General features: G+C 59.7%; 21 protein-coding genes. 16 read left to right on the top strand and 5 right to left on the bottom strand.

Annotation, left to right across the window (positions count from 1 at the left end; translation table 11 throughout):
* From ACIP1X_RS23140 to ACIP1X_RS23115, 6 genes are all read left to right on the top strand, one after another.
* On the top strand, positions 1-453 hold a 453-nt coding region (locus ACIP1X_RS23140), incomplete at its 5' end, for an amino acid--tRNA ligase-related protein (protein WP_400755300.1).
* 105 nt (positions 454-558) lie between these two features.
* On the top strand, positions 559-1272 hold the full coding sequence (locus ACIP1X_RS23135) for a TetR/AcrR family transcriptional regulator (protein WP_053117532.1): 714 nt from the start codon (positions 559-561) through the stop codon (positions 1270-1272).
* Positions 1273-1425: 153 nt separating this feature from the next.
* Entirely contained in the window at positions 1426-1980 is a 555-nt protein-coding gene (locus ACIP1X_RS23130; protein ID WP_400755298.1) for a hypothetical protein, read from the top strand.
* A gap of 60 nt (positions 1981-2040) precedes the next feature.
* On the top strand, positions 2041-3291 hold the full coding sequence (locus ACIP1X_RS23125; RefSeq protein WP_172680080.1) for a flavohemoglobin expression-modulating QEGLA motif protein: 1251 nt from the start codon (positions 2041-2043) through the stop codon (positions 3289-3291).
* 150 nt (positions 3292-3441) lie between these two features.
* Positions 3442-4347 carry an alpha/beta hydrolase gene (locus tag ACIP1X_RS23120; protein WP_400755296.1) on the top strand — a complete coding sequence of 302 codons (906 nt, stop codon included), beginning with the start codon at positions 3442-3444 and terminating at the stop codon, positions 4345-4347.
* Positions 4344-4673 (top strand): hypothetical protein, encoded by a 330-nt coding sequence (locus ACIP1X_RS23115; RefSeq protein ID WP_400755294.1) that lies wholly within the window; start codon positions 4344-4346, stop codon positions 4671-4673. The genes ACIP1X_RS23120 and ACIP1X_RS23115 overlap by 4 nt, the downstream gene beginning before the upstream one ends.
* A gap of 139 nt (positions 4674-4812) precedes the next feature.
* On the opposite strand, the gene ACIP1X_RS23110 is transcribed toward ACIP1X_RS23115, so the two are convergent.
* The 3 genes from ACIP1X_RS23110 to ACIP1X_RS23100 all read right to left on the bottom strand — a co-directional run bounded on the left by ACIP1X_RS23110 (position 4813) and on the right by ACIP1X_RS23100 (position 6782).
* A complete protein-coding gene (locus ACIP1X_RS23110) occupies positions 4813-5601 on the bottom strand; it encodes an OmpA family protein (RefSeq protein ID WP_053117547.1) in 789 nt (262 codons plus the stop codon).
* Positions 5602-5656: 55 nt separating this feature from the next.
* A complete protein-coding gene (locus ACIP1X_RS23105) occupies positions 5657-6061 on the bottom strand; it encodes a DUF4398 domain-containing protein (protein WP_034154861.1) in 405 nt (134 codons plus the stop codon).
* 376 nt (positions 6062-6437) lie between these two features.
* On the bottom strand, positions 6438-6782 hold the full coding sequence (locus tag ACIP1X_RS23100) for a hypothetical protein (protein WP_016983304.1): 345 nt from the start codon (positions 6780-6782) through the stop codon (positions 6438-6440).
* A gap of 213 nt (positions 6783-6995) precedes the next feature.
* Between ACIP1X_RS23100 and ppc the strand changes: the two genes are divergently transcribed.
* From ppc to ACIP1X_RS23065, 7 genes are all read left to right on the top strand, one after another.
* Positions 6996-9626: a phosphoenolpyruvate carboxylase gene (gene ppc, locus ACIP1X_RS23095; protein ID WP_400755293.1), complete on the top strand. Its 2631-nt coding sequence runs from the start codon at positions 6996-6998 to the stop codon at positions 9624-9626.
* Between the two features lie 300 nt (positions 9627-9926).
* Positions 9927-10577 carry an adenylate kinase gene (adk, locus tag ACIP1X_RS23090; protein WP_053117556.1) on the top strand — a complete coding sequence of 217 codons (651 nt, stop codon included), beginning with the start codon at positions 9927-9929 and terminating at the stop codon, positions 10575-10577.
* A 93-nt stretch (positions 10578-10670) separates the two neighbouring features.
* The gene (tsaB, locus tag ACIP1X_RS23085; protein WP_212543967.1) at positions 10671-11345 is read left to right on the top strand and encodes a tRNA (adenosine(37)-N6)-threonylcarbamoyltransferase complex dimerization subunit type 1 TsaB; all 675 of its coding nucleotides are present in this window, start codon (positions 10671-10673) and stop codon (positions 11343-11345) included.
* Positions 11346-11567: 222 nt separating this feature from the next.
* On the top strand, positions 11568-11879 hold the full coding sequence (locus ACIP1X_RS23080) for a hypothetical protein (protein WP_159813042.1): 312 nt from the start codon (positions 11568-11570) through the stop codon (positions 11877-11879).
* Positions 11879-12739: a DUF72 domain-containing protein gene (locus ACIP1X_RS23075; protein WP_212543966.1), complete on the top strand. Its 861-nt coding sequence runs from the start codon at positions 11879-11881 to the stop codon at positions 12737-12739. Before ACIP1X_RS23080 ends, ACIP1X_RS23075 begins: the two co-directional genes overlap by 1 nt.
* 32 nt (positions 12740-12771) lie before the next feature.
* The gene (locus ACIP1X_RS23070; protein ID WP_400755291.1) at positions 12772-13608 is read left to right on the top strand and encodes an oxaloacetate decarboxylase; all 837 of its coding nucleotides are present in this window, start codon (positions 12772-12774) and stop codon (positions 13606-13608) included.
* Positions 13609-13610: 2 nt separating this feature from the next.
* Positions 13611-14303 (top strand): extensin family protein, encoded by a 693-nt coding sequence (locus ACIP1X_RS23065; RefSeq protein ID WP_400755289.1) that lies wholly within the window; start codon positions 13611-13613, stop codon positions 14301-14303.
* Positions 14304-14306: 3 nt separating this feature from the next.
* Here the strand turns inward: ACIP1X_RS23065 and ACIP1X_RS23060 are convergent, their stop codons facing one another.
* Positions 14307-14927 carry an energy transducer TonB gene (locus tag ACIP1X_RS23060; protein ID WP_400755288.1) on the bottom strand — a complete coding sequence of 207 codons (621 nt, stop codon included), beginning with the start codon at positions 14925-14927 and terminating at the stop codon, positions 14307-14309.
* 92 nt (positions 14928-15019) lie between these two features.
* Here ACIP1X_RS23060 and ACIP1X_RS23055 point away from each other — a divergent pair, with 92 nt between their 5' ends.
* A complete protein-coding gene (locus ACIP1X_RS23055; RefSeq protein ID WP_053117963.1) occupies positions 15020-15802 on the top strand; it encodes a class I SAM-dependent methyltransferase in 783 nt (260 codons plus the stop codon).
* A 105-nt stretch (positions 15803-15907) separates the two neighbouring features.
* Here ACIP1X_RS23055 and ACIP1X_RS23050 read toward each other — a convergent pair whose 3' ends face one another.
* Complete coding sequence (locus ACIP1X_RS23050) at positions 15908-16543, bottom strand: TetR/AcrR family transcriptional regulator (RefSeq protein ID WP_400755286.1); 636 nt, start codon at positions 16541-16543, stop codon at positions 15908-15910.
* Between the two features lie 94 nt (positions 16544-16637).
* Here ACIP1X_RS23050 and ACIP1X_RS23045 point away from each other — a divergent pair, with 94 nt between their 5' ends.
* Positions 16638-17738 (top strand): efflux RND transporter periplasmic adaptor subunit, encoded by a 1101-nt coding sequence (locus ACIP1X_RS23045; RefSeq protein ID WP_212549617.1) that lies wholly within the window; start codon positions 16638-16640, stop codon positions 17736-17738.
* A 6-nt stretch (positions 17739-17744) separates the two neighbouring features.
* Positions 17745-20813 carry an efflux RND transporter permease subunit gene (locus ACIP1X_RS23040; RefSeq protein ID WP_400755284.1) on the top strand — a complete coding sequence of 1023 codons (3069 nt, stop codon included), beginning with the start codon at positions 17745-17747 and terminating at the stop codon, positions 20811-20813.
* The last annotated feature ends 669 nt before the right edge of the window (positions 20814-21482 follow it).

The raw sequence follows: 21482 nt of genomic DNA, 5'->3' as shown, positions 1-21482 counted from the left end.
AAGAAGGCCGGCGCCAAGGTGCTCGGCTTCGAAGGTCTGGGCAAGCTGCAGGTGATGATTTTCGAAGAACTGGTCGAGCACAAGCTGGAACAGCCGCACTTCATCACTCAGTACCCGTTCGAAGTGTCGCCGCTGGCGCGTCGCAACGATGACAACCCGAACGTCACTGACCGTTTTGAACTGTTCATCGGTGGCCGTGAAATCGCCAACGCCTACTCCGAGTTGAACGACGCGGAAGACCAGGCCGAGCGCTTCATGGCGCAGGTGGCCGACAAGGACGCCGGCGACGACGAAGCCATGCACTACGACGCCGACTTTGTTCGCGCGCTCGAGTACGGCATGCCGCCAACGGCCGGTGAAGGCATCGGCATCGACCGACTGGTGATGTTGCTGACCAACTCGCCGTCGATCCGCGATGTGATCCTGTTCCCGCACATGCGACCGCAAGCGTAAACGTTTCAGTTAAAAAGCCGCCTAAAACAGGCGGCTTTTTATTGCCTGTCTGGTACAAATGTATCAATTGGTTACTTTGGAATTAGCAGAGGAAGTCCGGTCGTGATGGGTGCAATAGCTCAAGAAGGTGCAGCGGGTATCGCCACTGCGGTCGCTGAAAGTGTTCAGTACCAGGGTCGCAAGGCCAGCCGACAGGGCAGTGAGCAGCGTCGCCAGGACATTCTCGACGCGGCGATGCGCATTGTCGTGCGTGATGGCGTGCGCGCCGTGCGTCATCGTGCGGTAGCGGCGGAGGCTGGTGTGCCGCTGTCGGCGACTACGTATTACTTCAAGGACATCGATGACCTGCTCACCGATACCTTCGCGCAATACGTCGAGCGCAGCGCGGAATACATGGCCAAGTTGTGGAACAACAACGAAGGCCTGTTGCGTGAGATGGTCGTCAGCGGTGATGGCAGCCCGGAGTCGCGTTCGCAACTGGCGGACGATATTGCGCGGTTGATGGCCGACTATGTGCACCGGCAGTTGGTCAACCGTCGCGAGCATTTGATGGCCGAGCAGGCGTTCCGACAGGAAGCGTTGCTTAACCCGGGGCTGGCGATTCTGGTGCGCTCGCATCAGCAGATTCTGTTGCAGGGCACCTGCCAGTTGTTTCAGGTGCTGGGCTCGCGCGAACCGCAGCAAGATGCCAAGGTGTTGACGGCGATTATCGGACGGATGGAATATCAGGGCCTGCTCAACGATGCCGAGCCTTTGGCCGAAGAAGACATGCTCGGCATTCTGACGCGCTACATGCACCTGGTGCTCGCGTCGGTGTAATCGGCTGTTGCTTCACCCTGTGGGAGCGAGCCTGCTCGCGAATGCGGTCAGACATTCAACATCTTTGTTGCTGACACACCGCTTTCGCGAGCAGGCTCGCTCCCACAGGGGGCAGTGTTCATTTGAAGGCCGTATGTTCATAGGGAGTATCGAATGAAAGCCTGGCGCGGCGTCCTGATCGCCTTGTCGTTCCTGCTGCTCAGTGGTTGTCTGGTGACGTTCAAGGAGCCGCTGACCGCCAGTGACCCGGCGCCCAAAGGTTTGCTCGGCAAATGGTCGAGCACCAATGCCTGGGGCGAGCCGATGAACCTTGAGCTGACGCGCCTGGGCAATGATCGCTATCAGGCGGTCACGTATTTCAAAGCCAAACCCCGCGAACGCGAAGCCTATCCGTTCACCGTCTCGCGCCACGGCAACCGCTGGTACTTGTCGGCAAAAGTCCCGGCGCAGTACGGCGGCCACTTCACCATCGCCGGTTTCGAACTCACCGATAAACACGAATTGGTGGTCTACAACCTCGATCTCGAGCAGATCAATCAAGCGATCAAGCAAAAAGCCCTCGACGGTCAGGCCTTCCAGACCGACGATGGCGACGGCGTGCAGGTCGACAGCAGCCTCGACAAGGTCTTTGCTTACCTCGATGATCCGGCCAATTCCGATGTTTTCGTCGAGGCAGTGCGCTACCAGCGCCAGGCCCGCGCCAAATAAATTCAGTACGTCACGTATCTACAGGAGTTTCGGGTGGACGATTACCAGCAGACGATACGCATGTTGTCCGACCGCATTGTGCTGGCGCAAACGCCGATCCGTGTCCTCGACGCGGTCAAGTGGGATGAGAACATCCGCAAGGGTTTCCTCAAGGCCAAAGGCAAGGAAATGCCGGCGATCGACCGCGACTACTACCTCAATCGGCCACTGAGTTTCGATTCGAGCAAGGTCAAACTGGAATTCCAGAACATCGAGCGCGACATCACCCGCCAACTCGGTCAGTTCAACCCGGTCGGGCAGATCATGCGGCGCATGTGCAAGGAATACCGCATGGTGGTGCGCATGCTCGAAGCGCGCGGCACCGAGGATTTCGGTCTGATCTCGCAAGAGCTGTATGGCGCCGCGTCGGATGCGTTCCACGCCGGCGACCCGACCCTGGCCGACCTTGGCCTGATGATGTCCGACTACCTCAACAACATCGACGGACGTGGCGACTTGAAGGATGAGCCGAAAACCCTCACCGCCAAAGACGCCGTGCACCTGTTGCAGACGCGTCTGAACAAGGTTTTTGGCGAGGCCGAGGAAACCATTCGCGTGTTCGAGTCCGACGGCATCGTCGCTGACGCGGCGGCGGGCGCGGATTACATCAAGATCCGCACCGACGCGATGTTCAACGATCGCGACGTGCGTGCGCTGGAAGTTCACGAAGGGCTGGTGCATGTCGGCACCACGCTCAACGGTTTGAATCAGCCGATTTGCACCTTCCTCTCCAAAGGCCCGCCGTCGTCGACGGTGACCCAGGAAGGTCTGGCGATCCTGATGGAGATCATCACCTTCGCCTCCTACCCGAGCCGCCTGCGCAAACTGACCAACCGTACCCGCGCGATTCATATGGTCGAGGAGGGCGCGGACTTTTTGCAGGTGTTCGAGTTCTTCCGCGAGCAGGGCTTCGAGATGGCGGAAAGCTACGGCAACGCCAGTCGCGTGTTCCGTGGCTCGACGCCGACGGGGCTGCCATTTACCAAAGACTTGTCCTATCTCAAGGGCTTTATCATGGTTTACAACTACATTCAGTTGGCCGTGCGTAAGGGCAAGCTCGAGCAGATCCCGCTGTTGTTCTGCGGCAAGACCACGCTGGAAGACATGCGTACCTTGCGTCAGTTGGTGGATGAGGGATTGGTGGTGGCGCCGAAGTACTTGCCGGATCAGTTCCGCGATTTGAACGCGTTGTCGGCGTGGATGTGTTTCTCCAACTTCCTCAATCACCTGAGCCTGGACCGGATCGAAGCGGACTACTCCAACATCCTCTGACCCAAACACAAATCCCCCTGTGGGAGCGGGCTTGCTCGCGAAGGCGGCGTGTCAGGCAACTGATATTTTGAATGTTCAACTGCATTCGCGAGCAAGCCCGCTCCCACATTGGATTGATGTTGATTGCACTTTTTTGCGAGGTTTCACCGGATGAGAATCCTCGGCATTTTCTGCCTGCTCCTGACCCTCAGCGGTTGCAGCTCGTTATTGTTCTACCCCGAACCGGGCCAGATCTTCACCCCGGAAAAAGCCAAGCTCGAATACCGCACCGTCACGCTGGTCACCGCCGATGGCTTGAAGCTCAACGCCTGGTGGCTACCGGCCAAGCCCGGCGTCGAGGTTAAAGGCACCGTCCTGCATCTGCACGGCAATGGCGGCAACCTGCCGATGCATCTGGGCGGCAGTTGGTGGTTGCCGAAGAACGGCTATCAAGTGCTGCTGGTCGACTATCGCGGTTATGGCTTGTCCGAGGGCGAGCCGAGTTTGCCGGCGATCTATCGGGACATCGACGCCGCGTTCGCCTGGCTCGACAAGGCGCCGGAAGTCAAAGGCAAACCGCTGGTGTTGCTCGGCCAGAGCCTTGGCGGATCGATGGCCGTGCATTGGCTGGTGCAGCATCCGGAGCGGCAGAAGCAGCTGAAAGCGCTGGTGCTCGATGGCGTGCCTGCCAGTTACCGCAGCGTCGGCCAATACGCGCTGAGCACGTCGTGGCTGACCTGGCCATTCCAAGTACCGCTGTCGTGGCTGGTGCCGGATGGCGACAGCGCGATCAACTCGATGCCGCAGCTGAATGGCGTGCCGAAGCTGATCTTCCACAGCATCGACGATCCGCTGGTACCGCTTTCCAACGGCATCCGTCTGTATCAAGCTGCGCCGCCACCGCGCGTGCTGCAACTGACTCGCGGCGGCCATGTGCAAACCTTCGGCGACCCGGTGTGGCGCCAGGTGATGCTGCGCTATCTGGAAGATCCCGAACATTTCAACGGCCTGCGCCGCCTCGGTGAAATCCCCAATTACCCGACACCCCCGAATTCTGAAGATGAGAGTCCGCAATGACTGAAGAACGCAACGCCATCCCGCTGATCATCACCGGTATCTGCAGCATCCTCGGCACCGTCGGGGCGCTGTGGTACTACGGTTACCTGCACTTCGCCAAACCCGAGGATGCGTTGCTGCTCAACGAATTCACCATGCTCAAAACGGTGCCGGGGGAGGATTACAAAGTTTCGCTGGAGCCGGCAGCGCAAGTGGCGCAGTGCATTGATGGCGTGCTGGTGTTGTTCGATACCGAGCAGAAAGGTTTGACCGGTGTGCTGATCGATGCGCAGAAAAAAGCCGTGCGCTGCATGGGCGAAGAGACCCCGCAAAAACTCCAGCCTTAAAAGCAAAAGATCGCAGCCTTCGGCAGCTCCTACATTGGAATGCGTTCCCTGTAGGAGCTGCCGAAGGCTGCGATCTTTTGATCTGAAAAAAAGCCCCGCCTGATCACTCAGGCGGGGCTTTTACGTTACAGCCTACAGCTTAGTTCGAGCTAACAGCCGAACGTGGCACAACCGGCTGGTTGTCGTTGGAAATGGTCACTTCCACACGACGGTTTTGCGCACGGCCCGAAGCGTTGCTGTTCTCGGCAACCGGGTATTCCTTGCCATAACCCTGAGCGACGATGCGCGCTGGATCAACGCCCATTTTCACCAGTGCGGTACGCACGGAGTTGGCGCGACGCTCAGACAAGGTCTGGTTGTGGCTGGCAGTACCGGTGCTGTCGGTGTAACCCTCGACAATTACTTTGCGATCCGGGTTTTCCTGAAGGAACTGCGCCAGTTTGTTGATGTTGACCAGACCGCTGGATTTCAGGTCAGCACGGTCGGTAGCGAACAGTACGTCACCGAAAGTCACCAGCGTACCGCGATCGGTCTGCTTGGCGTTCAGGCTGTCCTGCAGTTGTTTGATCTGCTGATCACGGGCATCCAGACGCGCTTGAGCACGTTGGGCAGCGGCGTTTTTCAGGTTGTTTTCAGCAGTGCGCAGGGCGATGGTCTGCTTGGCCACTTCTACGCGCTGATTGGTCAGGTAAGCCAGTTGGTCAACCTTGGCCGCGTCTTGCTTGTCCAGATAAGCCTTGTCGGCTTTGTCCAGGTAATCGCTGGCGTCTTTGGTTTCCAGCGCTGCGACTTTGCTCGCCTGCGGGTTGGCTTGCAGGCCGGCGTAGTTGGTGCGCGCGTTTTCCAGATTCGGGTTAGGCGGAGTGGAGCAGGCAGCCAGGGCAACGCTTGCGGCCAGAAGAGCTGGGATCATCAGTTGCTTACGCATAATTTGTCGTCCTTTCTATCGATAAAAGTTTCAGCTTTGCGGTCGGGATGCGCGCTTATTGCACGGTGCGCTGACTTTCCTGACGCAGTTCCTGAACACCTTTCTGGGAATCCTTCACGGCTTGTTCAGCCTTGGCTGCCTGAGCTTTGCGTTCGGCTACGCGAGCGTCCCACTCGGCTTGCTCGGACAGGGTGCGCGCCTCGTCATACTTCTTGTCGTGCATGGCGATTTCGGCTTGTTTCAGTTTGTCCTGCGCTTGCTTCATCTCGACCGCTGCGAACTCGGTACCGCCAGCGCTGACGGCGCTGTTCACGGCCGATTGCGTCACGGCGTATTGCTCGGTCGGTGGATTACCGGCGCAACCGGCCAGAACGAAGCTGGTGCCGATCGCCAGAGCAGCCAGTTTCAGACCGCGCAGGTGGGTAAACGAGGTTTGGTTTTTCATGGTCTTCAACTCCATTAGGCATCTCCTGAAAACATCTAAATCCATCCTGGTCGAGGAGCCGAAAAGCGTCGTGTGAAAGGCGTTTTTGAAACGCTCGTTCCAGGCGTGGTTACAGGTTCCGACCGGAGTGATTTTTCAAAAGTTCAGAAAAGATGGCTAATCGCCAAAATAATTTTTGACTGAATGGACAAGGCTCTAAAGCGGGAACTTTGGCGGGATAGAGCGGTACGCGCGGGGTTCTAAAAGCCAGAAAACACACGATTTTCAAATTGAAATACGATCCCTGTAGGAGTGAGCCTGCTCGCGAAAGCGGTGTGCCAGTCACCATCAATTTTGACTGATACACCGCTATCGCGAGCAGGCTCACTCCTACAGTTTGATGTGTGTTGTGTCAGTGTTTTTGCTTGCCTTCAACAGCCGAGAGGTCATGCAGATGCCGTCGCGACAGCGCCAGAAAACGCGGCGTAGGCCCGACGTCCTCGTACAGCGGATCACCTTCCTCATCCGTCGCCACCACCGTCGAACCTTTCACATACGGCAGGCTCGCTTCAAACTCTTCAAGCGCGGCACCGATCAGTTCGCCGAGCAATTCTTCCGCATGCCGCTTGGGGTACATCTCGGCAATCGCGGCCAGTCGCGCAGCCGCTTCAACGTCCAGATGAATCGTGTAGCCAGTGTCGGTCAGGCGACCTTTGGCGTTTTCTTCCCAATGCTGGGCGAGTTCACGAATTTTCATGATGACCTCATTTCGCACCTGCTCATGGCAGGTCTGGGTGAGTGTCCGCCGGGGCCGGCGGCAAGCCGTTGTACGGCTTACTGTTGAGACTAGCTTTCGGCCACAAGGTTTAAAGTCCCTTGGTCGGATGCTTGTAAGAAGCGGCGCAGAGCGGCACTCTCTAGGTCATGCACTCGTTTCTAAGCCGTCCGGATTACTGCTGGGGAATTGCTGATGACCGATATTGATGCACGCTTGCGCGAAGACGTTCACCTGCTCGGAGAGCTGTTGGGCAATACGATTCGAGACCAGTACGGTGAGGCGTTCCTCGACAAGATCGAACAGATTCGCAAAGGCGCCAAGGCCGACCGCCGAGGCTCGATGGACGCTGAACTGAGCGCCAGCCTCAATCAATTGAGCGAAGACGAATTGCTCCCGGTGGCGCGGGCGTTCAACCAGTTTCTCAATCTGGCGAACATCGCCGAGCAGTATCAGTTGATCCATCGGCGCGAAGAGTCGCAGCCGGCGCCGTTCGAATCCCGCGTATTGCCCGAGTTGCTCGCACGTTTGCGCAACGAAGGCCACAGCGCCGAATCGCTGGCCCGCCAGCTGTCGCGACTGGAAATCGAACTGGTGCTGACCGCGCACCCGACCGAAGTGGCGCGGCGCACGCTGATCCAGAAGTACGACGCGATCGCCGGGCAACTCGCCGCGCAAGATCATCGCGATTTGACCAGCGCCGAACGCGAACAGATTCAAAACACCCTGCAACGGCTGATCGCCGAAGCCTGGCACACCGAAGAAATCCGCCGCACGCGACCGACGCCGGTCGATGAAGCCAAGTGGGGTTTCGCGGTGATCGAACATTCGCTGTGGCAAGCGATTCCCAACCATATGCGCAGGGCCGACAAGGCTTTATATGAAGCGACCGGCCTGCGTCTGCCATTGGAAGCGGCGCCGATTCGCTTCGCCTCGTGGATGGGCGGCGACCGTGACGGCAACCCCAACGTCACCGCCGCGGTGACCCGCGAAGTGTTGCTGCTGGCGCGCTGGATGGCCGCGGATTTGTACCTGCGCGATGTCGATCATCTGGCGGCCGAATTATCGATGCAGCAGGCCAGCGATGCGCTCAAAGCCAAGGCGGGCGACAGCGCCGAACCGTACCGCGCAGTCCTTAAGCAACTGCGCGAACGCCTGCGTGCGACGCGCAACTGGGCACACGCCGCACTGACCGCGCCAACGCCTGCGCCTGCCGATGTGCTGAGCAACAACCGCGATCTGCTCGATCCGCTGGAACTGTGTTTCAACTCGCTGCACGAATGCGGCATGGGCGTGATTGCCGACGGGCCGTTGCTCGATTGCCTGCGTCGCGCGGTGACGTTTGGCCTGTTCCTCGTGCGCCTCGATGTGCGTCAGGATTCGTCGCGGCACAGCTCGGCGATGACTGAAATCACCGACTACCTCGGCCTCGGTCGCTACGAAGACTGGGATGAAGAACAGCGCATCCGCTTCCTCACGCAAGAACTGACTAATCGCCGGCCACTGCTGCCGGCGCACTTCAAACCGTCGGCCGACACCGCAGAAGTGCTCAACACCTGCAAGGAAATCGCTGCCGCACCGGGCGCTTCGCTGGGTTCCTACGTGATCTCCATGGCTGGCGCCGCTTCCGATGTGCTCGCCGTGCAACTGCTGCTCAAAGAGTCCGGCGTGTTGCGGCCGATGCGCGTGGTGCCGCTGTTCGAAACCCTCGCCGACCTCGACAATGCCGGGCCGGTGATGGAGCGGCTGTTGCTGCTGCCGGGTTATCGCGCACGGCTGCAAGGCCCGCAGGAAGTGATGATCGGTTATTCCGACTCGGCCAAAGACGCCGGCACCACCGCAGCGGCCTGGGCGCAATATCGCGCGCAGGAACGCTTGGTGGAAATCTGCCGTGAGCAGCAAGTTGAATTGCTGCTGTTCCACGGTCGCGGCGGCACCGTCGGCCGTGGCGGTGGCCCGGCGCACGCGGCGATTCTGTCGCAGCCACCGGGTTCGGTGGCGGGGCGTTTCCGTACCACTGAGCAGGGGGAAATGATTCGATTCAAATTCGGCCTGCCGGACATCGCCGAGCAAAACCTCAATCTGTATCTGGCAGCGGTGCTTGAAGCGACGTTGCTGCCACCGCCGCCACCGACGCCGGAATGGCGGCATCTGATGGACGAATTGGCGGCCGATGGTGTCAGTGCTTACCGTCAGGTGGTGCGAGAGAATCCGCAGTTCGTTGAGTATTTCCGTCAGTCCACACCGGAGCAGGAGTTGGGCCGCTTGCCGCTCGGCAGTCGTCCGGCGAAACGCCGCGCGGGCGGCATCGAAAGTCTGCGGGCGATCCCGTGGATCTTCGGCTGGACCCAAACGCGGCTGATGCTGCCGGCGTGGCTCGGCTGGGAATCGGCGTTGAGCAAAGCGCTGGAGCGTGGCGAAGGCGAGTTGCTCGGGCAGATGCGCGAGCAATGGCCGTTCTTCCGCACGCGCATCGACATGCTGGAAATGGTGCTGGCCAAGGCCGACGCGGACATCGCGTTGTCCTACGACGAGCGTCTGGTCGAGGCGGATTTGCTGCCGTTGGGCGCGCAGTTACGCGACCTATTGTCGCAGGCGTGCGCGGTGGTGCTTGGTCTGACCGGTCAGTCGCAGCTTCTGGCGCATAGCCCGGACACCCTCGAATTCATCCGTCTGCGTAACACTTACCTCGACCCGCTACATCTATTGCAGGCCGAGTTGCTGGCCCGTTCACGGCAGCAGAATGTCGAGCAGGGCAGCCCGGTGGAACAGGCGTTGCTGGTGTCTGTGGCGGGGATCGCCGCCGGTTTGCGCAACACCGGCTAACGGTTTTGCAGCGGCGTGCAGCACCGGTCACTTGCGCCGGTTGCCGCTTTGCCTGACGGGTGAAAGTGCCGCCAGGCGACAGTTAATGATGGGGTTGCGACTTGGGTCACCGCGTCGCAGGGTCGCGGCGGGCGAAGGTTTCTCCGACTTTTGGCGTCTTGTGTGGGCGCAGCCTGCTGTGTATCTTGATCAGCCTTTGGCCGTTTCTGCGGCCACGTCCCGTATTTTCAGGATTCGTCCCAAGAGGCGAATCCTTTGTTTTGTAAAAGCTTTTTATAAAAAAATTGAGGAGCACATCTAATGCGCGTCATTCTGCTGGGAGCTCCCGGGGCCGGTAAAGGTACTCAGGCAAAGTTCATCACCGAAAAATTCGGCATTCCACAAATTTCCACCGGTGACATGCTGCGTGCAGCGGTCAAGGCCGGTACTCCGCTGGGCGTGCAAGCCAAGAGCATCATGGATGCCGGCGGCCTGGTGTCCGATGACCTGATCATCGCACTGGTCAAAGATCGTATCGCTCAGCCTGACTGCGCCAACGGCTTCCTGTTCGACGGCTTCCCGCGCACCATTCCGCAGGCCGAAGCACTGGTTACCGCCGGCGTCGAGCTGGACGCTGTGGTTGAAATCGCAGTTGAAGACGAAGAAATCGTTCAACGCATCGCCGGTCGTCGTGTTCACGAAGCCAGCGGCCGCGTTTACCACATCGTCTACAACCCGCCGAAAATCGCTGGCAAAGACGACATCACCGGCGAAGAGCTGGTACAGCGCAAGGACGACACTGAAGAAACCGTGCGTCATCGCCTGTCGGTTTACCACTCGCAGACCAAGCCGCTGGTGGAGTTCTATCAGAACCTGTCCGCCAAAAATGCTGGCAAGCCGAAGTACAGCCACATTCCAGGCGTAGGTTCGGTTGATGCAATCACCGCCAAGGTGCTGGCAGCGCTGAGCTGAAAAGTCTGAATCGCAGCATCATCCACGGCCCGCTTGCGGGCCGTAGTTGTTTATACTGACGCACTTTTTCCCACCCCTGTTTTGGAAACATCGATGAGCACCTTGCTGGCCCTGGACACCGCGACTGAAGCTTGCTCCGTTGCCTTGCTGCATGACGGCAAGGTCACGAGCCATTACGAGGTGATCCCGCGCCTGCACGCGCAGAAGCTGCTGCCGATGATTCAGCAACTGCTGGCCGACGCTGGCACCACGTTGCAAGCGGTCGATGCGATTGCTTTCGGTCGCGGGCCGGGTGCGTTTACCGGTGTGCGGATTGCCATTGGTGTGGTGCAGGGCCTGGCGTTTGCGCTGGATCGCCCGGTGTTGCCGGTGTCCAACCTGGCGGTGCTGGCGCAGCGGGCGTTGCGTGAACATGGCGTGAGCCAGGTCGCGGCGGCCATTGATGCGCGCATGGATGAAGTGTATTGGGGCTGCTACCGCGAGACGGCGGGGGAGATGCGTCTGGTCGGCGCCGAAGCGGTGCTGCCGCCGGAAGTGGTCGCGCTGCCGGCGGATGCCAGTGGCGACTGGTTTGGTGCTGGCACCGGTTGGGGGTATGCCGAGCGTATTGCCGTCAATCTGACGGGCTCGGATGCGGGCATGCTGCCTCACGCTGAAGACTTGCTGACTCTGGCGCGCTTCGCTTGGGAGCGCGGCGAGTCGATCCCGGCAGATGACGCACAACCGGTTTACCTGCGCGACAAAGTCGCCACCCCCAAGGCTCGCTGAGCCTTTAAAAGATCGCAGCCTTCGGCAGCTCCTACAAGGATCGCATTCCAACTGTAGGAGCTGCCGAAGGCTGCGATCTTTTGATTTTCAAAACACCAATCGTCAGTTTCCACCCCCTCGCTTTAAACCTTTTGCGCTTTATGTGTTCTAGTTATCACTCGGCAGTTTGCTAAGTCGGCCCGGTGCCGCTAAATTGCCATCATCGATACCGAGCATGTATTTATGCGTATAGACGGCCTCTCCTCTCAGTCCTATCCCATCAAGCGCAAGCCTCGCAAAGGCAATGTGACCGTGGATGAATCCGTCGACGATATCGACGGCGAGCTGGAATTCCCGACTGAAGAGCAACTGGCCGCACGTGCTGCCGCCAAAGCCACCGCGCAACGCCTGAGCAATCTGCCCGCCCGCCAACAAGACATGATTTACCACCGCGCCATGAGCAAAAGCGTAGCGATGGCCCTTGCCAGCTACCTGAGCACCGCCGGTTTTGTCGATTGGGATGCAGACGTGCTGGGCCTCGATCTGTACATCTGATGGATTTGCCTTACTACCTCGGTTGCCCGTCCTGGAGCGAAAACGCCTGGCGCGAGTATCTCTACCCGGTAGACGCAAAAACTTCTGACTTCCTCGGTCTCTATTCTCAAGTATTCAACGCCGTCGAAGGCAACACGACCTTCTACGCCAGCCCGTCGCCGGCCACTGTGCAGCGATGGGCCGAAGTCATGCCCGAACACTTTCGCTTTACCGCCAAATTCCCCGGCGACATCAGCCACAGCGGCGACTTGCGCGAGCAACTGACCGCCGCCGAAACCTTCCTGCAATTACTCAAACCCCTCGGTCAGCGTGTTTCGCCGTTGTGGCTGCAATTGTCGAAAAGCTTCACGCCACATCGGCTGCCGGAACTGGCGGCGTTCATCGATGCGCTGGATTGCCCGCTGGCGGTGGAAGTGCGGCATGAACAGTTCTTCGCCAAGGGTGAGAGCGAACGTTTGCTCAATCGCTTGCTGCTCGACCGTGGCGTCGAGCGCATCTGCCTCGATCCGCGTGCGCTGTTCAGTTGCCTGTCGACCGAATCCTCGGTGATCCACGCGCAATCAAAAAAGCCCCGCGTGCCGACGCGCCCGGCGGCGTTCACGCAATTCCCGCAGGTGCGCTTCATCGGTCATCCGGAGCTTGAAGCCAACGACACCTTCCTCGTGCCGTGGGTGGCGAAAATCGCCGAGTGGATCGAAGAGGGCCGCACGCCGTACATCTTCCTGCACACCGCCGACAACCTGTTGGCGGCGAAGCTGGCGCAACGTTTTCACGCACAATTGATGCAACGTTTGCCTGGCCTGCCACCGCTGCCTGAGCTATACAGAGAGCCCGCCGCCGAGCAACTTGGCCTGCTCTGAGGCGGATTTATTTCCTGCCCGGGAGCCAGCCGATGGACGCACAAGCCCTTCAACAACAGACCCGTAAGGCCCACGCCTTCAAAGCCCTGCATGAACAACCGGGGATCTTCGTCATTCCCAATCCGTGGGATGCAGGCTCGGCGAAGATGCTCGCCAGCCTCGGCTATCAGGCCTTGGCCACGACCAGCGCCGGTTATGCGTTTTCCCAGGGCAAGGCCGATGGCGCGTTGAGTCTTGATGAGACCTTGACCAATGTCCGCGCGATTGTCGCCGCAACCGATTTGCCGGTGGCGGTGGATCTGGAAAACGGCTTTTCCGATGACCCGACCGAGTCCGCGAAAAGCTTGTTGCGTGCCGCCGAAGCGGGCGCGGTCGGTGGTTCGATCGAAGACGCGACGGGCCGCCCGGATGCGCCGATCTATTGTTTCGAACATGCCGTCGCGCGCATCGAAGCCGCTGTCGCGGCCGTGCGCACGCTGCCATTTCCTTTCATCCTCACCGCGCGTGCGGAGAACTATCTGCACGGCAATCCTGACCTCGATGACACCATTTGCCGCTTGAAAGCCTTCGCCGACGCTGGCGCCGACGTGCTGTACGCGCCGGGTTTACGCAACGCCGAAGAAGTGCTGGCGGTGGTACGTGCGGTGGCGCCGAAACCGGTCAACGTGTTGATGTCCGGCGGTTTGAAACTGACCGTGCAGGAATTGCAGGACATGGGCGTGCGCCGCATCAGCACCGGTTCGGCATTGGCGCTGGCGGCGTTCGGCGAGTTCTTCCGCGCCGCTGAAGAAATTCAGCAGTCCGGCACGTTCGGCTTCATCTCGCAGTCGATGCCGTACGCCAAAGCCAATCAGTTCTTCAAAGGCTGAACATGGGGCGATGGATATTTTGGCTGGTGCTGTTGATGATCGGCGGTGCCGCGTTCAGTGTCTGGCGCGGCTGGCTGCAGGTGCCGCCGCAGTGGAATCCTTGGGCGCCGCTGGACGTGAAAGCCGCGCCTAGTTGGCTCACCGGTTACAAGCTGATGCGCTTGCGCGGTGATCCAGAACTTTGTGCACAGGCGTTGAGCAGTTCAGATCTGCGCGTCACCCGGCAATCCGACAGCCCCGACGCCAAGTGCCCGCTGATCAGCGCCTTGCGCGTGCAGGGCGGTGAGGTGGCGTTGAGCAGCAGTTTCCTCGCCAGTTGCCCGCTGGCGGTGGCCTACGCGATGTTTGAACACCACACCCTGCAACCGGCAGCTCAATCGATCTATGGCCAGAAGGTTACGCGCCTCGATCACCTCGGCAGCTTCGCCTGCCGCAATGTCTACAACCGCGAGAGCGGCGCACTCAGCCGTCATGCCAGCGCCGATGCGCTGGACATCGCCGGGTTTCGTCTGGCTGACGGGCGCAGCATCAGCGTGCTCAAGGATTGGCCGAAGCAAAATCAGGACGCGCAATTTCTACGGCAGGTGCGCGACGGCGCCTGCGAAGCGTTCAGTGTGGTGTTGAGTCCGGATTACAACGCTGCCCATCGCAATCACTTTCATGTCGATGTCGGGCGCTGGAGCGTGTGTCGCTAAAGGTTACGCGGCGAGGCGCAGGTTCTGCAGAACGATCGGGCGTGCCCAGCCGTTGTCGAAGTCCAGCGCCTTCTGTTGCTCGACGATTTTTTCCGGCGGGAATGGCGGATAAGGTTTCTGCATCAGGTCGAGGTCGAACTCGGCAATCGGCAGGTACAGCGGCTTTTTCTGCGGTGCCGGGCCCGGTTCTGGCATTGGCTGGCCGTTGTTGATAACCACAGGGCGAACCCAACTGCTGTCGAAATCCTGCTGCTCTTGCTGCGCTTTCAGTTCTTCTGCCGGGAACGGTGGGAACGGCTTGTCGAGCAGATCGGTTTCGAATTCGGCGATCGGCAGGAACAGTGGCTCCGGCGGACGCACTTGGGTTTCCACCACATCGCATTCGCGCTGGCTGACGATGTGCGCGTGCAGGTCGCTGCCGACGGTCGGCTCTTCAGTGCTGCTCAGGTCAACCGGTGGAAACGTGCCGCAGGCCGGCACCGCATCACTCGTCTGCTCGGCCAGCGCCTGGGCAAAGAAATCCTGCCACAGGTGACTGACGCCGCTCAGTGCTTGAGTGTTTTGACGGCTAAAGTCGCCATGGGGCGAAATGTAGCCAATCGATGTGGGAAGAATGCCTGACATTTTTTTCGGTTGACGCTCAGCTCTGGCAAAATGTGCGTTGAATGAGTTATCGGCGGTTTTTGCCGCTCCTTGAATTTTTGAGCGTGTTTTCCATGATCGAGCAACCCGCGGCCTGCCGCATCCATGTCGAAGCCCTCGGCGCGACGTTTGAAGCGCAAGCTGCGCAGTGGGCCGAGCGTCTCGGTCTGCCGCGCGAGGTGGCTGACGGCGAGTTTGCCTTGCAGGTCGGCGAGCAGGGTTTGCAGCTGCAACAGCTCGGCCCGGACGCACCGGGGCCGGTGCGGGTCGACTTCGTTGAGGGCGGCGCGGCGCATCGGCGTTTATACGGTGGCGGCAGCGGGCAGATGATCGCCAAGGCTGTCGGCGTCGCTCAAGGCGTGCGCCCGCGCGTGCTGGATGCGACGGCGGGGCTGGGCAAGGATGCGTTTGTGCTGGCCAGTCTGGGTTGCGAGATGAGCCTGATCGAGCGCCAGCCGCTGATCGGTGCGCTGTTGGAGGATGGTCTGGCGCGTGGTGCGGAAGATTTCGAAGTAGCGCCAATCGTGGCGCGGATGAAGTTGCTCAAGGGCAATTCCATCGAGGTCATGCAGAACTGGGAAGGTGAGGCGCCGCAGGTGATTTATCTCGACCCGATGTTTCCGCACCGCGAGAAGACCGCGCTGGTGAAGAAAGAGATGCGTCTGTTCCGGCCGCTGGTGGGCGATGATCCGGATGCGCCGGCGCTGTTGCAGGCGGCGCTGGCACTGGCGACGCACCGGGTGGTGGTCAAACGACCGCGCAAGGCGCCGTGCATTGAAGGGCCGAAGCCGAGTCATGCGCTGGATGGCAAATCGAGCCGCTACGACATCTACCCGAAGAAAGCGCTCAAGCCTTGAGACCGAGTTGCGCCCTTCGCGAGCAGGCTCGCTCCCACATTTGAAATGCATTCCAATGTGGGAGCGAGCCTGCTCGCGAAGGCGTCGATCCAGGCACCGAAGAAATCAGGGTTTGTAAGCCCGCATAAACAACCCCACCACTTCCTCAATATGGCTCTCCGCAGCCTCTTCGCTCAACGGCTCCCCGCAACCAAACATCAGCCGGAAATTCCCCGCGCCTTTGATCAGGCAAAAGAAATGCTCGGCCGCATTACGCGGCATGTCGATGTTCAGCGCGCCCGTCTCATGGATGCGCGTCAGCAAGCGCTCCATCCCTTGCACCATGCGCTGCGGACCGGCCTCGAAGAAGATCAGCGACAGCTTCGGATCCTGCACCCCCAGCGCCATGATCAACCGGTGCAGATTCACCGATTCATCGCTATTGATCAGGTGATGAAAGCCTCGGGCAATGTTCAGCAACACATTTTCCACGGCGATGCCTTCCGGCAATTCGAAGATCAGTGTGGGTAATTGCTCCTCGCATTTGGCCATCACGGCGGCGGAGAACAGCGTCTCCTTGTCGTTGAAATGGCTGTAAACCGTCAGCTTCGACACGCCAGCCTCGCTGGCGACCGCGTCCATGCTGGTGTTGGCATAGCCATGACTCAGAAACAGAATTTTCGCCGCGTCGAGGATCGCCTGGCGTTTGGCCAGATCCTTGGGGCGGCCCGGGCCGTTTGGAGCTGAAAGATTGTTCGACATTCTTCGCTTTTAATACTGGACTGGTGAGTTTGCTATTAATAACATACTCGCCAGTATAATTATTCCAAGCACCATTAGCGAAAGGTCCGTCACCATGTTCCGCCATGCGTTGTCCTGTGCGTTGCCAGCGAGTCTGGCGTTCCTTTTGTCAGCGTGCGGTCAGGAAGAAGTGACGCAAGTCACCGTGCGACCGGCCATGGTGGTGCAGCCAGAGCCTTCGGCGCAGGCGATGGAAAGTTATCCGGGCGAGGTGCGCGCCCGCTACGAACCTGATCTGGCATTCCGCATTGGTGGCAAAGTCAGCCGACGACTGGTCGATGAAGGTCAGCGCGTGAAGGCCGATCAACCGCTCGCCGAGCTCGATCCGCAAGACGTGCGCCTGCAACTGGAAGCCACCCGTGCGCAAGTCGCCGCCGCCGAAGCCAATCTCAATCTGGTGCGCGCCGAGCGCGATCGCTACAAAACCCTGATGGATCGGCAGATGGTCAGCCGCTCGGCTTACGACAATGCTGAAAACCTTTACCGCTCAGGTGAAGCCCGCCTCAAACAAATCAAAGCTGAATTCAACGTCTCGACCAATCAGGCCAGTTACGCGGTGCTGCGTGCGCCGCAGGACGGCGTGGTGGCCAAGCGTTCGGTGGAAGTCGGCCAAGTGGTTGCCGCCGGACAGACTGTGTACACCCTCGCCACCGATGGCGAGCGTGAGGTGTTGATCAGCCTGCCCGAGCAAAGCTTCGGCCGTTTCAAGGTCGGTCAGCCAGTGTCCGTCGAATTGTGGACGCAGCAGAACCAGCGCTTCGCCGGGCAGATCCGCGAACTGTCGCCCGCCGCCGATCCACGCTCGCGCACCTTTGCCGCGCGCATTTCGTTCACCGCCGGCAAAGTCCCGGCCGAACTGGGCCAGAGCGCTCGCGTGTTTGTGCAATCGGCCGATGCCGTGTCGCTGTCGGTGCCGCTCTCGGCACTCACCGCTGAAAACGGTGCGACCTACGTCTGGGTGGTCAACGGCAACAACACGTTGAAGAAAACCCCGGTGCGCGTCGGCCCGTTCGGCGAAAAAACCGTGCCGGTGCTTGAAGGCTTGAACGCCAACGACTGGGTGGTGGCGGCCGGCGTACATGTGCTTTTGGAAGGTCAGCAGGTGCGTCCGGTGGATCGCTCCAACCGTGTGGTCAATCTGGCGGACAAGGAGTAAGTCCCGATGCGCTTCAACCTTTCCGAATGGGCGCTGCGTAATCGCCAGATCGTACTGTTCCTGATGCTTTTGCTGGCCATCGTCGGGGCGTTGTCCTACACCAAGCTCGGCCAGAGTGAAGACCCGCCGTTCACCTTCAAAGCCATGGTCATTCAGACCCGCTGGCCGGGTGCGACCGCGCAGGAGGTCTCGCGCCAGGTCACCGAACGCATTGAAAAGAAACTGATGGAAACCGGTGAGTACGAGCGCATCGTCTCGTTCTCACGCCCCGGTGAATCGCAGGTCACGTTTATCGCCCGCGACTCGATGCATTCCAAGGAAATCCCCGACCTCTGGTACCAGGTGCGCAAGAAGGTCGCCGATATCCGCCACACGTTGCCGCCGGATATTCAGGGGCCGTTTTTCAACGATGAATTCGGCACCACGTTCGGCAATATCTATGCGCTGACCGGCGACGGTTTCGACTACGCAGTGCTCAAGGATTACGCCGACCGCATCCAGATCCAGCTGCAACGGGTCAAGGATGTCGGCAAGGTCGACTTACTCGGTTTGCAGGACGAAAAAATCTGGGTCGAGTTATCCAACGTCAAACTGGCGACCCTCGGTTTGCCGTTGGCGGCGGTGCAACAGGCGCTGCAAGAGCAGAATGCGGTTTCGACTGCGGGATTCTTTGAAACTGGCAGTGAGCGATTGCAGCTACGGGTGTCGGGGAATTTTCAGACAGTCGACGAGATAAGAAACTTCCCGATCCGTGTCGGTGATCGCACGTTCCGCATCTCCGATGTCGCCGATGTGCGGCGTGGTTTCAACGATCCACCGGCACCGCGCATGCGCTTTATGGGCGAGGATGCGATCGGTCTGGCCGTGGCGATGAAGGACGGCGGCGACATTCTGGTGCTCGGTAAAGCGCTGGAAGTCGAGTTCTCGCGCATCCAGAAAAACCTTCCGGCCGGCATGCAATTGCGCAAGGTTTCCGACCAGCCAGCGGCAGTGAAAACCGGGGTCGGCGAGTTCGTCCAGGTGTTGGTCGAAGCGCTGGCGATTGTCTTGCTGGTGAGCTTCTTCTCCCTCGGCGTGCGTACCGGCATGGTCGTGGCGCTGACTATTCCACTGGTGCTGGCGATGACCTTCGCCTGCATGTATTACCTGAACATCGGTCTGCACAAGATTTCCCTCGGCGCGTTGGTATTGGCGCTGGGTCTGCTGGTGGACGACGCGATCATCGCCGTGGAAATGATGGCGATCAAAATGGAGCAGGGTTTCGATCGCATCCGCGCGGCGAGTTATGCCTGGACCAGCACCGCGTTCCCGATGCTCACCGGCACGTTGATCACCGCTGCGGGTTTCTTGCCGATTGCCACTGCGCAGTCGGGCACCGGCGAATACACCCGATCAATCTTTCAGGTGGTGACCATCGCGCTGCTCGCTTCGTGGGTGGCGGCGGTGATGTTCGTGCCGTATCTGGGGGAAAAACTCCTGCCGGATCTGGCGAAAATTCACGCCGCCAAACACGGCACGGGCGATGGTCAGCCGGATCCGTATGGCACGCCGTTTTATCAGCGTGTTCGGCGGCTGGTCGAGTGGTGTGTGGTGCACCGTAAAACCGTGATCGTGCTGACGGTAGGGCTGTTTATCGCCTCGGTGATGTTGTTCCGTTACGTTCCACAGCAGTTCTTCCCGGCCTCCAATCGACTGGAATTGATGGTCGATCTGAAACTGGCCGAAGGCGCTTCGCTGGCCAATACCACCGGTGAGGTCAAACGCCTGGAGGCGATGCTCAAGGATCACGCCGGCATCGATAATTACGTGGCGTATATCGGCACCGGTTCGCCGCGTTTCTATCTGCCGCTGGATCAGCAGTTGCCCGCGGCGAGCTTCGCGCAGTTTGTGGTGTTGGCGAAAACCATCGAGGAACGTGAGGCGCTGCGCAACTGGTTGATCAGCACATTGAACGAGCAATTCCCGGCGATGCGCTCGCGGGTCACGCGTCTGGAGAATGGCCCGCCGGTAGGTTACCCCGTGCAGTTCCGCGTCACCGGCGAACACATCGAAGAAGTCCGTGCGCTGGCGCGCAAAGTCGCGACCAAGGTTCGCGAGAATCCGTATGTGGTCAATGTGCATCTGGATTGGGAGGAACCGAGCAAAGTCGTGTACCTGAACATCGATCAGGATCGTGCCCGGGCGCTCGGTGTGAGCACGGCCAATCTGGCGAAGTTTCTGCAGAGTTCGCTGACCGGCGCGAGTGTCAGTCAGTACCGCGAAGACAACGAGTTGATCGAGATTCTGCTGCGCGGCACGGTGCATGAGCGCACCGAGTTGTCGTTGTTGCCGAGTCTGGCGGTGCCGACGGATAACGGCCGCAGTGTCGCGTTGTCGCAGGTCGCGACGCTGGAATATGGCTTTGAAGAAGGGATTATCTGGCACCGCAATCGGTTGCCGACGGTGACGGTGCGCGCGGACATTTATGGCAAGGAGCAGCCGGCGACGTTGATTAAGCAGATCATGCCGACGCTCGATCCGATTCGCGCGGAGTTGCCGGATGGTTATCTGCTGGATGTCGGCGGCACGGTGGAGGATTCTGAGCGTGGGCAGAAGTCGGTGAATGCCGGGGTGCCGATGTTTATCGTGGTGGTGCTGACGCTGTTGATGGTGCAGTTGCGCAATTTTTCGCGCACGGCGATGGTGTTTTTGACGGCGCCGCTGGGGTTGATCGGGGTGGTGCTGTTTTTGATGGTGTTCCGTCAGCCGTTCGGGTTTGTGGCGATGTTGGGGACGATTGCGTTGTCGGGGATGATCATGCGCAATTCGGTGATTCTGGTGGATCAGATTGAGCAGGATATCAAGTCGGGGCTTGGGCCTTGGCAGGCGATTATTGAGGCGACTGTGCGGCGGTTTCGGCCGATTGTGTTGACGGCGTTGGCGGCGGTTTTGGCGATGATTCCGTTGTCGCGCAGTGTGTTTTTCGGGCCGATGGCGGTGGCGATTATGGGGGGGTTGATTGTGGCTACGGCTTTGACGCTTTTGTTTTTGCCGGCGTTGTATGCGGCTTGGTTCAGGGTTCGGCGGGAGGCTTGATCTTTTGTGTTACGTGGCGGCCTTCGGGCCGACCATGTTCTTGGGGTTTTGGGTGAATATCCGTTTCTGCGGGGGTTGCTGACTGTGGTTTCGCCCTTACGGCGAGTCCCTTTGGCAAACGCCCCAAAGGAACCAAAGGTCTGTGCCCTGACGTCCGGCCCTCGCTAAGGCTCGGGTTCCTTCGCTCCGGGTTCATCCGGGGGCATCGCCTACGGTTTGCTTCGCTGCACCTCCTCTCGATGCTTTCCCCGTATGAATCCCTCCACTCAGCCTCCCGACGGGCTCTAAGATCAACATCAAGATCAAAAGCAGGCGAGCTGACACTCGGCCTAGTGGTGGCGCGGGTTTGATTTCATGTAGGAGCTGCCGAAGGCTGCGATCTTTTGATCCTGCTTTTGTAGGAGCAGAGCTTGCTCGCGAAAGCGGCCTGCCAGCCAACCATGCTCTGTCTGATTCAACACCATCCAACTGTGGGAGCGAGCCTGCTCGCGAAGGCGGCCTGACAGCCGACCTGTTTCTGCCCGGATGTACACGATCCAATTGTAGGAGTGAGCCTGCTCGCGATGACGCCCTTCCAGCCAACCATGCTCTGTTCTGATTCAACACCATCCAATTGTAGGAGTGAGCCTGCTCGCGATAACGGCCTGCCAGCCAACCATGCTCTGTCTG

The organism is Pseudomonas sp. NPDC088885, from assembly GCF_044750025.1.
Classification (GTDB): Bacteria; Pseudomonadota; Gammaproteobacteria; order Pseudomonadales; family Pseudomonadaceae; genus Aquipseudomonas; species Aquipseudomonas rustica.
Note: the sequence above shows the minus strand (reverse complement) of the source record. Positions and strands in the feature narration are given on the sequence as shown.

Excerpts from the sequence above, each read along its gene's own strand:
- ACIP1X_RS23135 (WP_053117532.1), top strand. The coding sequence starts at position 559 with ATGGGTGCAATAGCTCAAGAAGGTGCAGCGGGTATCGCCACTGCGGTC.
- ACIP1X_RS23130 (WP_400755298.1), top strand. The coding sequence starts at position 1,426 with ATGAAAGCCTGGCGCGGCGTCCTGATCGCCTTGTCGTTCCTGCTGCTC.
- ACIP1X_RS23125 (WP_172680080.1), top strand. The coding sequence starts at position 2,041 with ATGTTGTCCGACCGCATTGTGCTGGCGCAAACGCCGATCCGTGTCCTC.
- ACIP1X_RS23120 (WP_400755296.1), top strand. The coding sequence starts at position 3,442 with ATGAGAATCCTCGGCATTTTCTGCCTGCTCCTGACCCTCAGCGGTTGC.
- ACIP1X_RS23115 (WP_400755294.1), top strand. The coding sequence starts at position 4,344 with ATGACTGAAGAACGCAACGCCATCCCGCTGATCATCACCGGTATCTGC.
- ACIP1X_RS23110 (WP_053117547.1), bottom strand. The coding sequence starts at position 5,601 with ATGCGTAAGCAACTGATGATCCCAGCTCTTCTGGCCGCAAGCGTTGCC.
- ACIP1X_RS23105 (WP_034154861.1), bottom strand. The coding sequence starts at position 6,061 with ATGGAGTTGAAGACCATGAAAAACCAAACCTCGTTTACCCACCTGCGC.
- ACIP1X_RS23100 (WP_016983304.1), bottom strand. The coding sequence starts at position 6,782 with ATGAAAATTCGTGAACTCGCCCAGCATTGGGAAGAAAACGCCAAAGGT.
- ppc (WP_400755293.1), top strand. The coding sequence starts at position 6,996 with ATGACCGATATTGATGCACGCTTGCGCGAAGACGTTCACCTGCTCGGA.
- adk (WP_053117556.1), top strand. The coding sequence starts at position 9,927 with ATGCGCGTCATTCTGCTGGGAGCTCCCGGGGCCGGTAAAGGTACTCAG.
- tsaB (WP_212543967.1), top strand. The coding sequence starts at position 10,671 with ATGAGCACCTTGCTGGCCCTGGACACCGCGACTGAAGCTTGCTCCGTT.
- ACIP1X_RS23080 (WP_159813042.1), top strand. The coding sequence starts at position 11,568 with ATGCGTATAGACGGCCTCTCCTCTCAGTCCTATCCCATCAAGCGCAAG.
- ACIP1X_RS23075 (WP_212543966.1), top strand. The coding sequence starts at position 11,879 with ATGGATTTGCCTTACTACCTCGGTTGCCCGTCCTGGAGCGAAAACGCC.
- ACIP1X_RS23070 (WP_400755291.1), top strand. The coding sequence starts at position 12,772 with ATGGACGCACAAGCCCTTCAACAACAGACCCGTAAGGCCCACGCCTTC.
- ACIP1X_RS23065 (WP_400755289.1), top strand. The coding sequence starts at position 13,611 with ATGGGGCGATGGATATTTTGGCTGGTGCTGTTGATGATCGGCGGTGCC.
- ACIP1X_RS23060 (WP_400755288.1), bottom strand. The coding sequence starts at position 14,927 with ATGTCAGGCATTCTTCCCACATCGATTGGCTACATTTCGCCCCATGGC.
- ACIP1X_RS23055 (WP_053117963.1), top strand. The coding sequence starts at position 15,020 with ATGATCGAGCAACCCGCGGCCTGCCGCATCCATGTCGAAGCCCTCGGC.
- ACIP1X_RS23050 (WP_400755286.1), bottom strand. The coding sequence starts at position 16,543 with ATGTCGAACAATCTTTCAGCTCCAAACGGCCCGGGCCGCCCCAAGGAT.
- ACIP1X_RS23045 (WP_212549617.1), top strand. The coding sequence starts at position 16,638 with ATGTTCCGCCATGCGTTGTCCTGTGCGTTGCCAGCGAGTCTGGCGTTC.
- ACIP1X_RS23040 (WP_400755284.1), top strand. The coding sequence starts at position 17,745 with ATGCGCTTCAACCTTTCCGAATGGGCGCTGCGTAATCGCCAGATCGTA.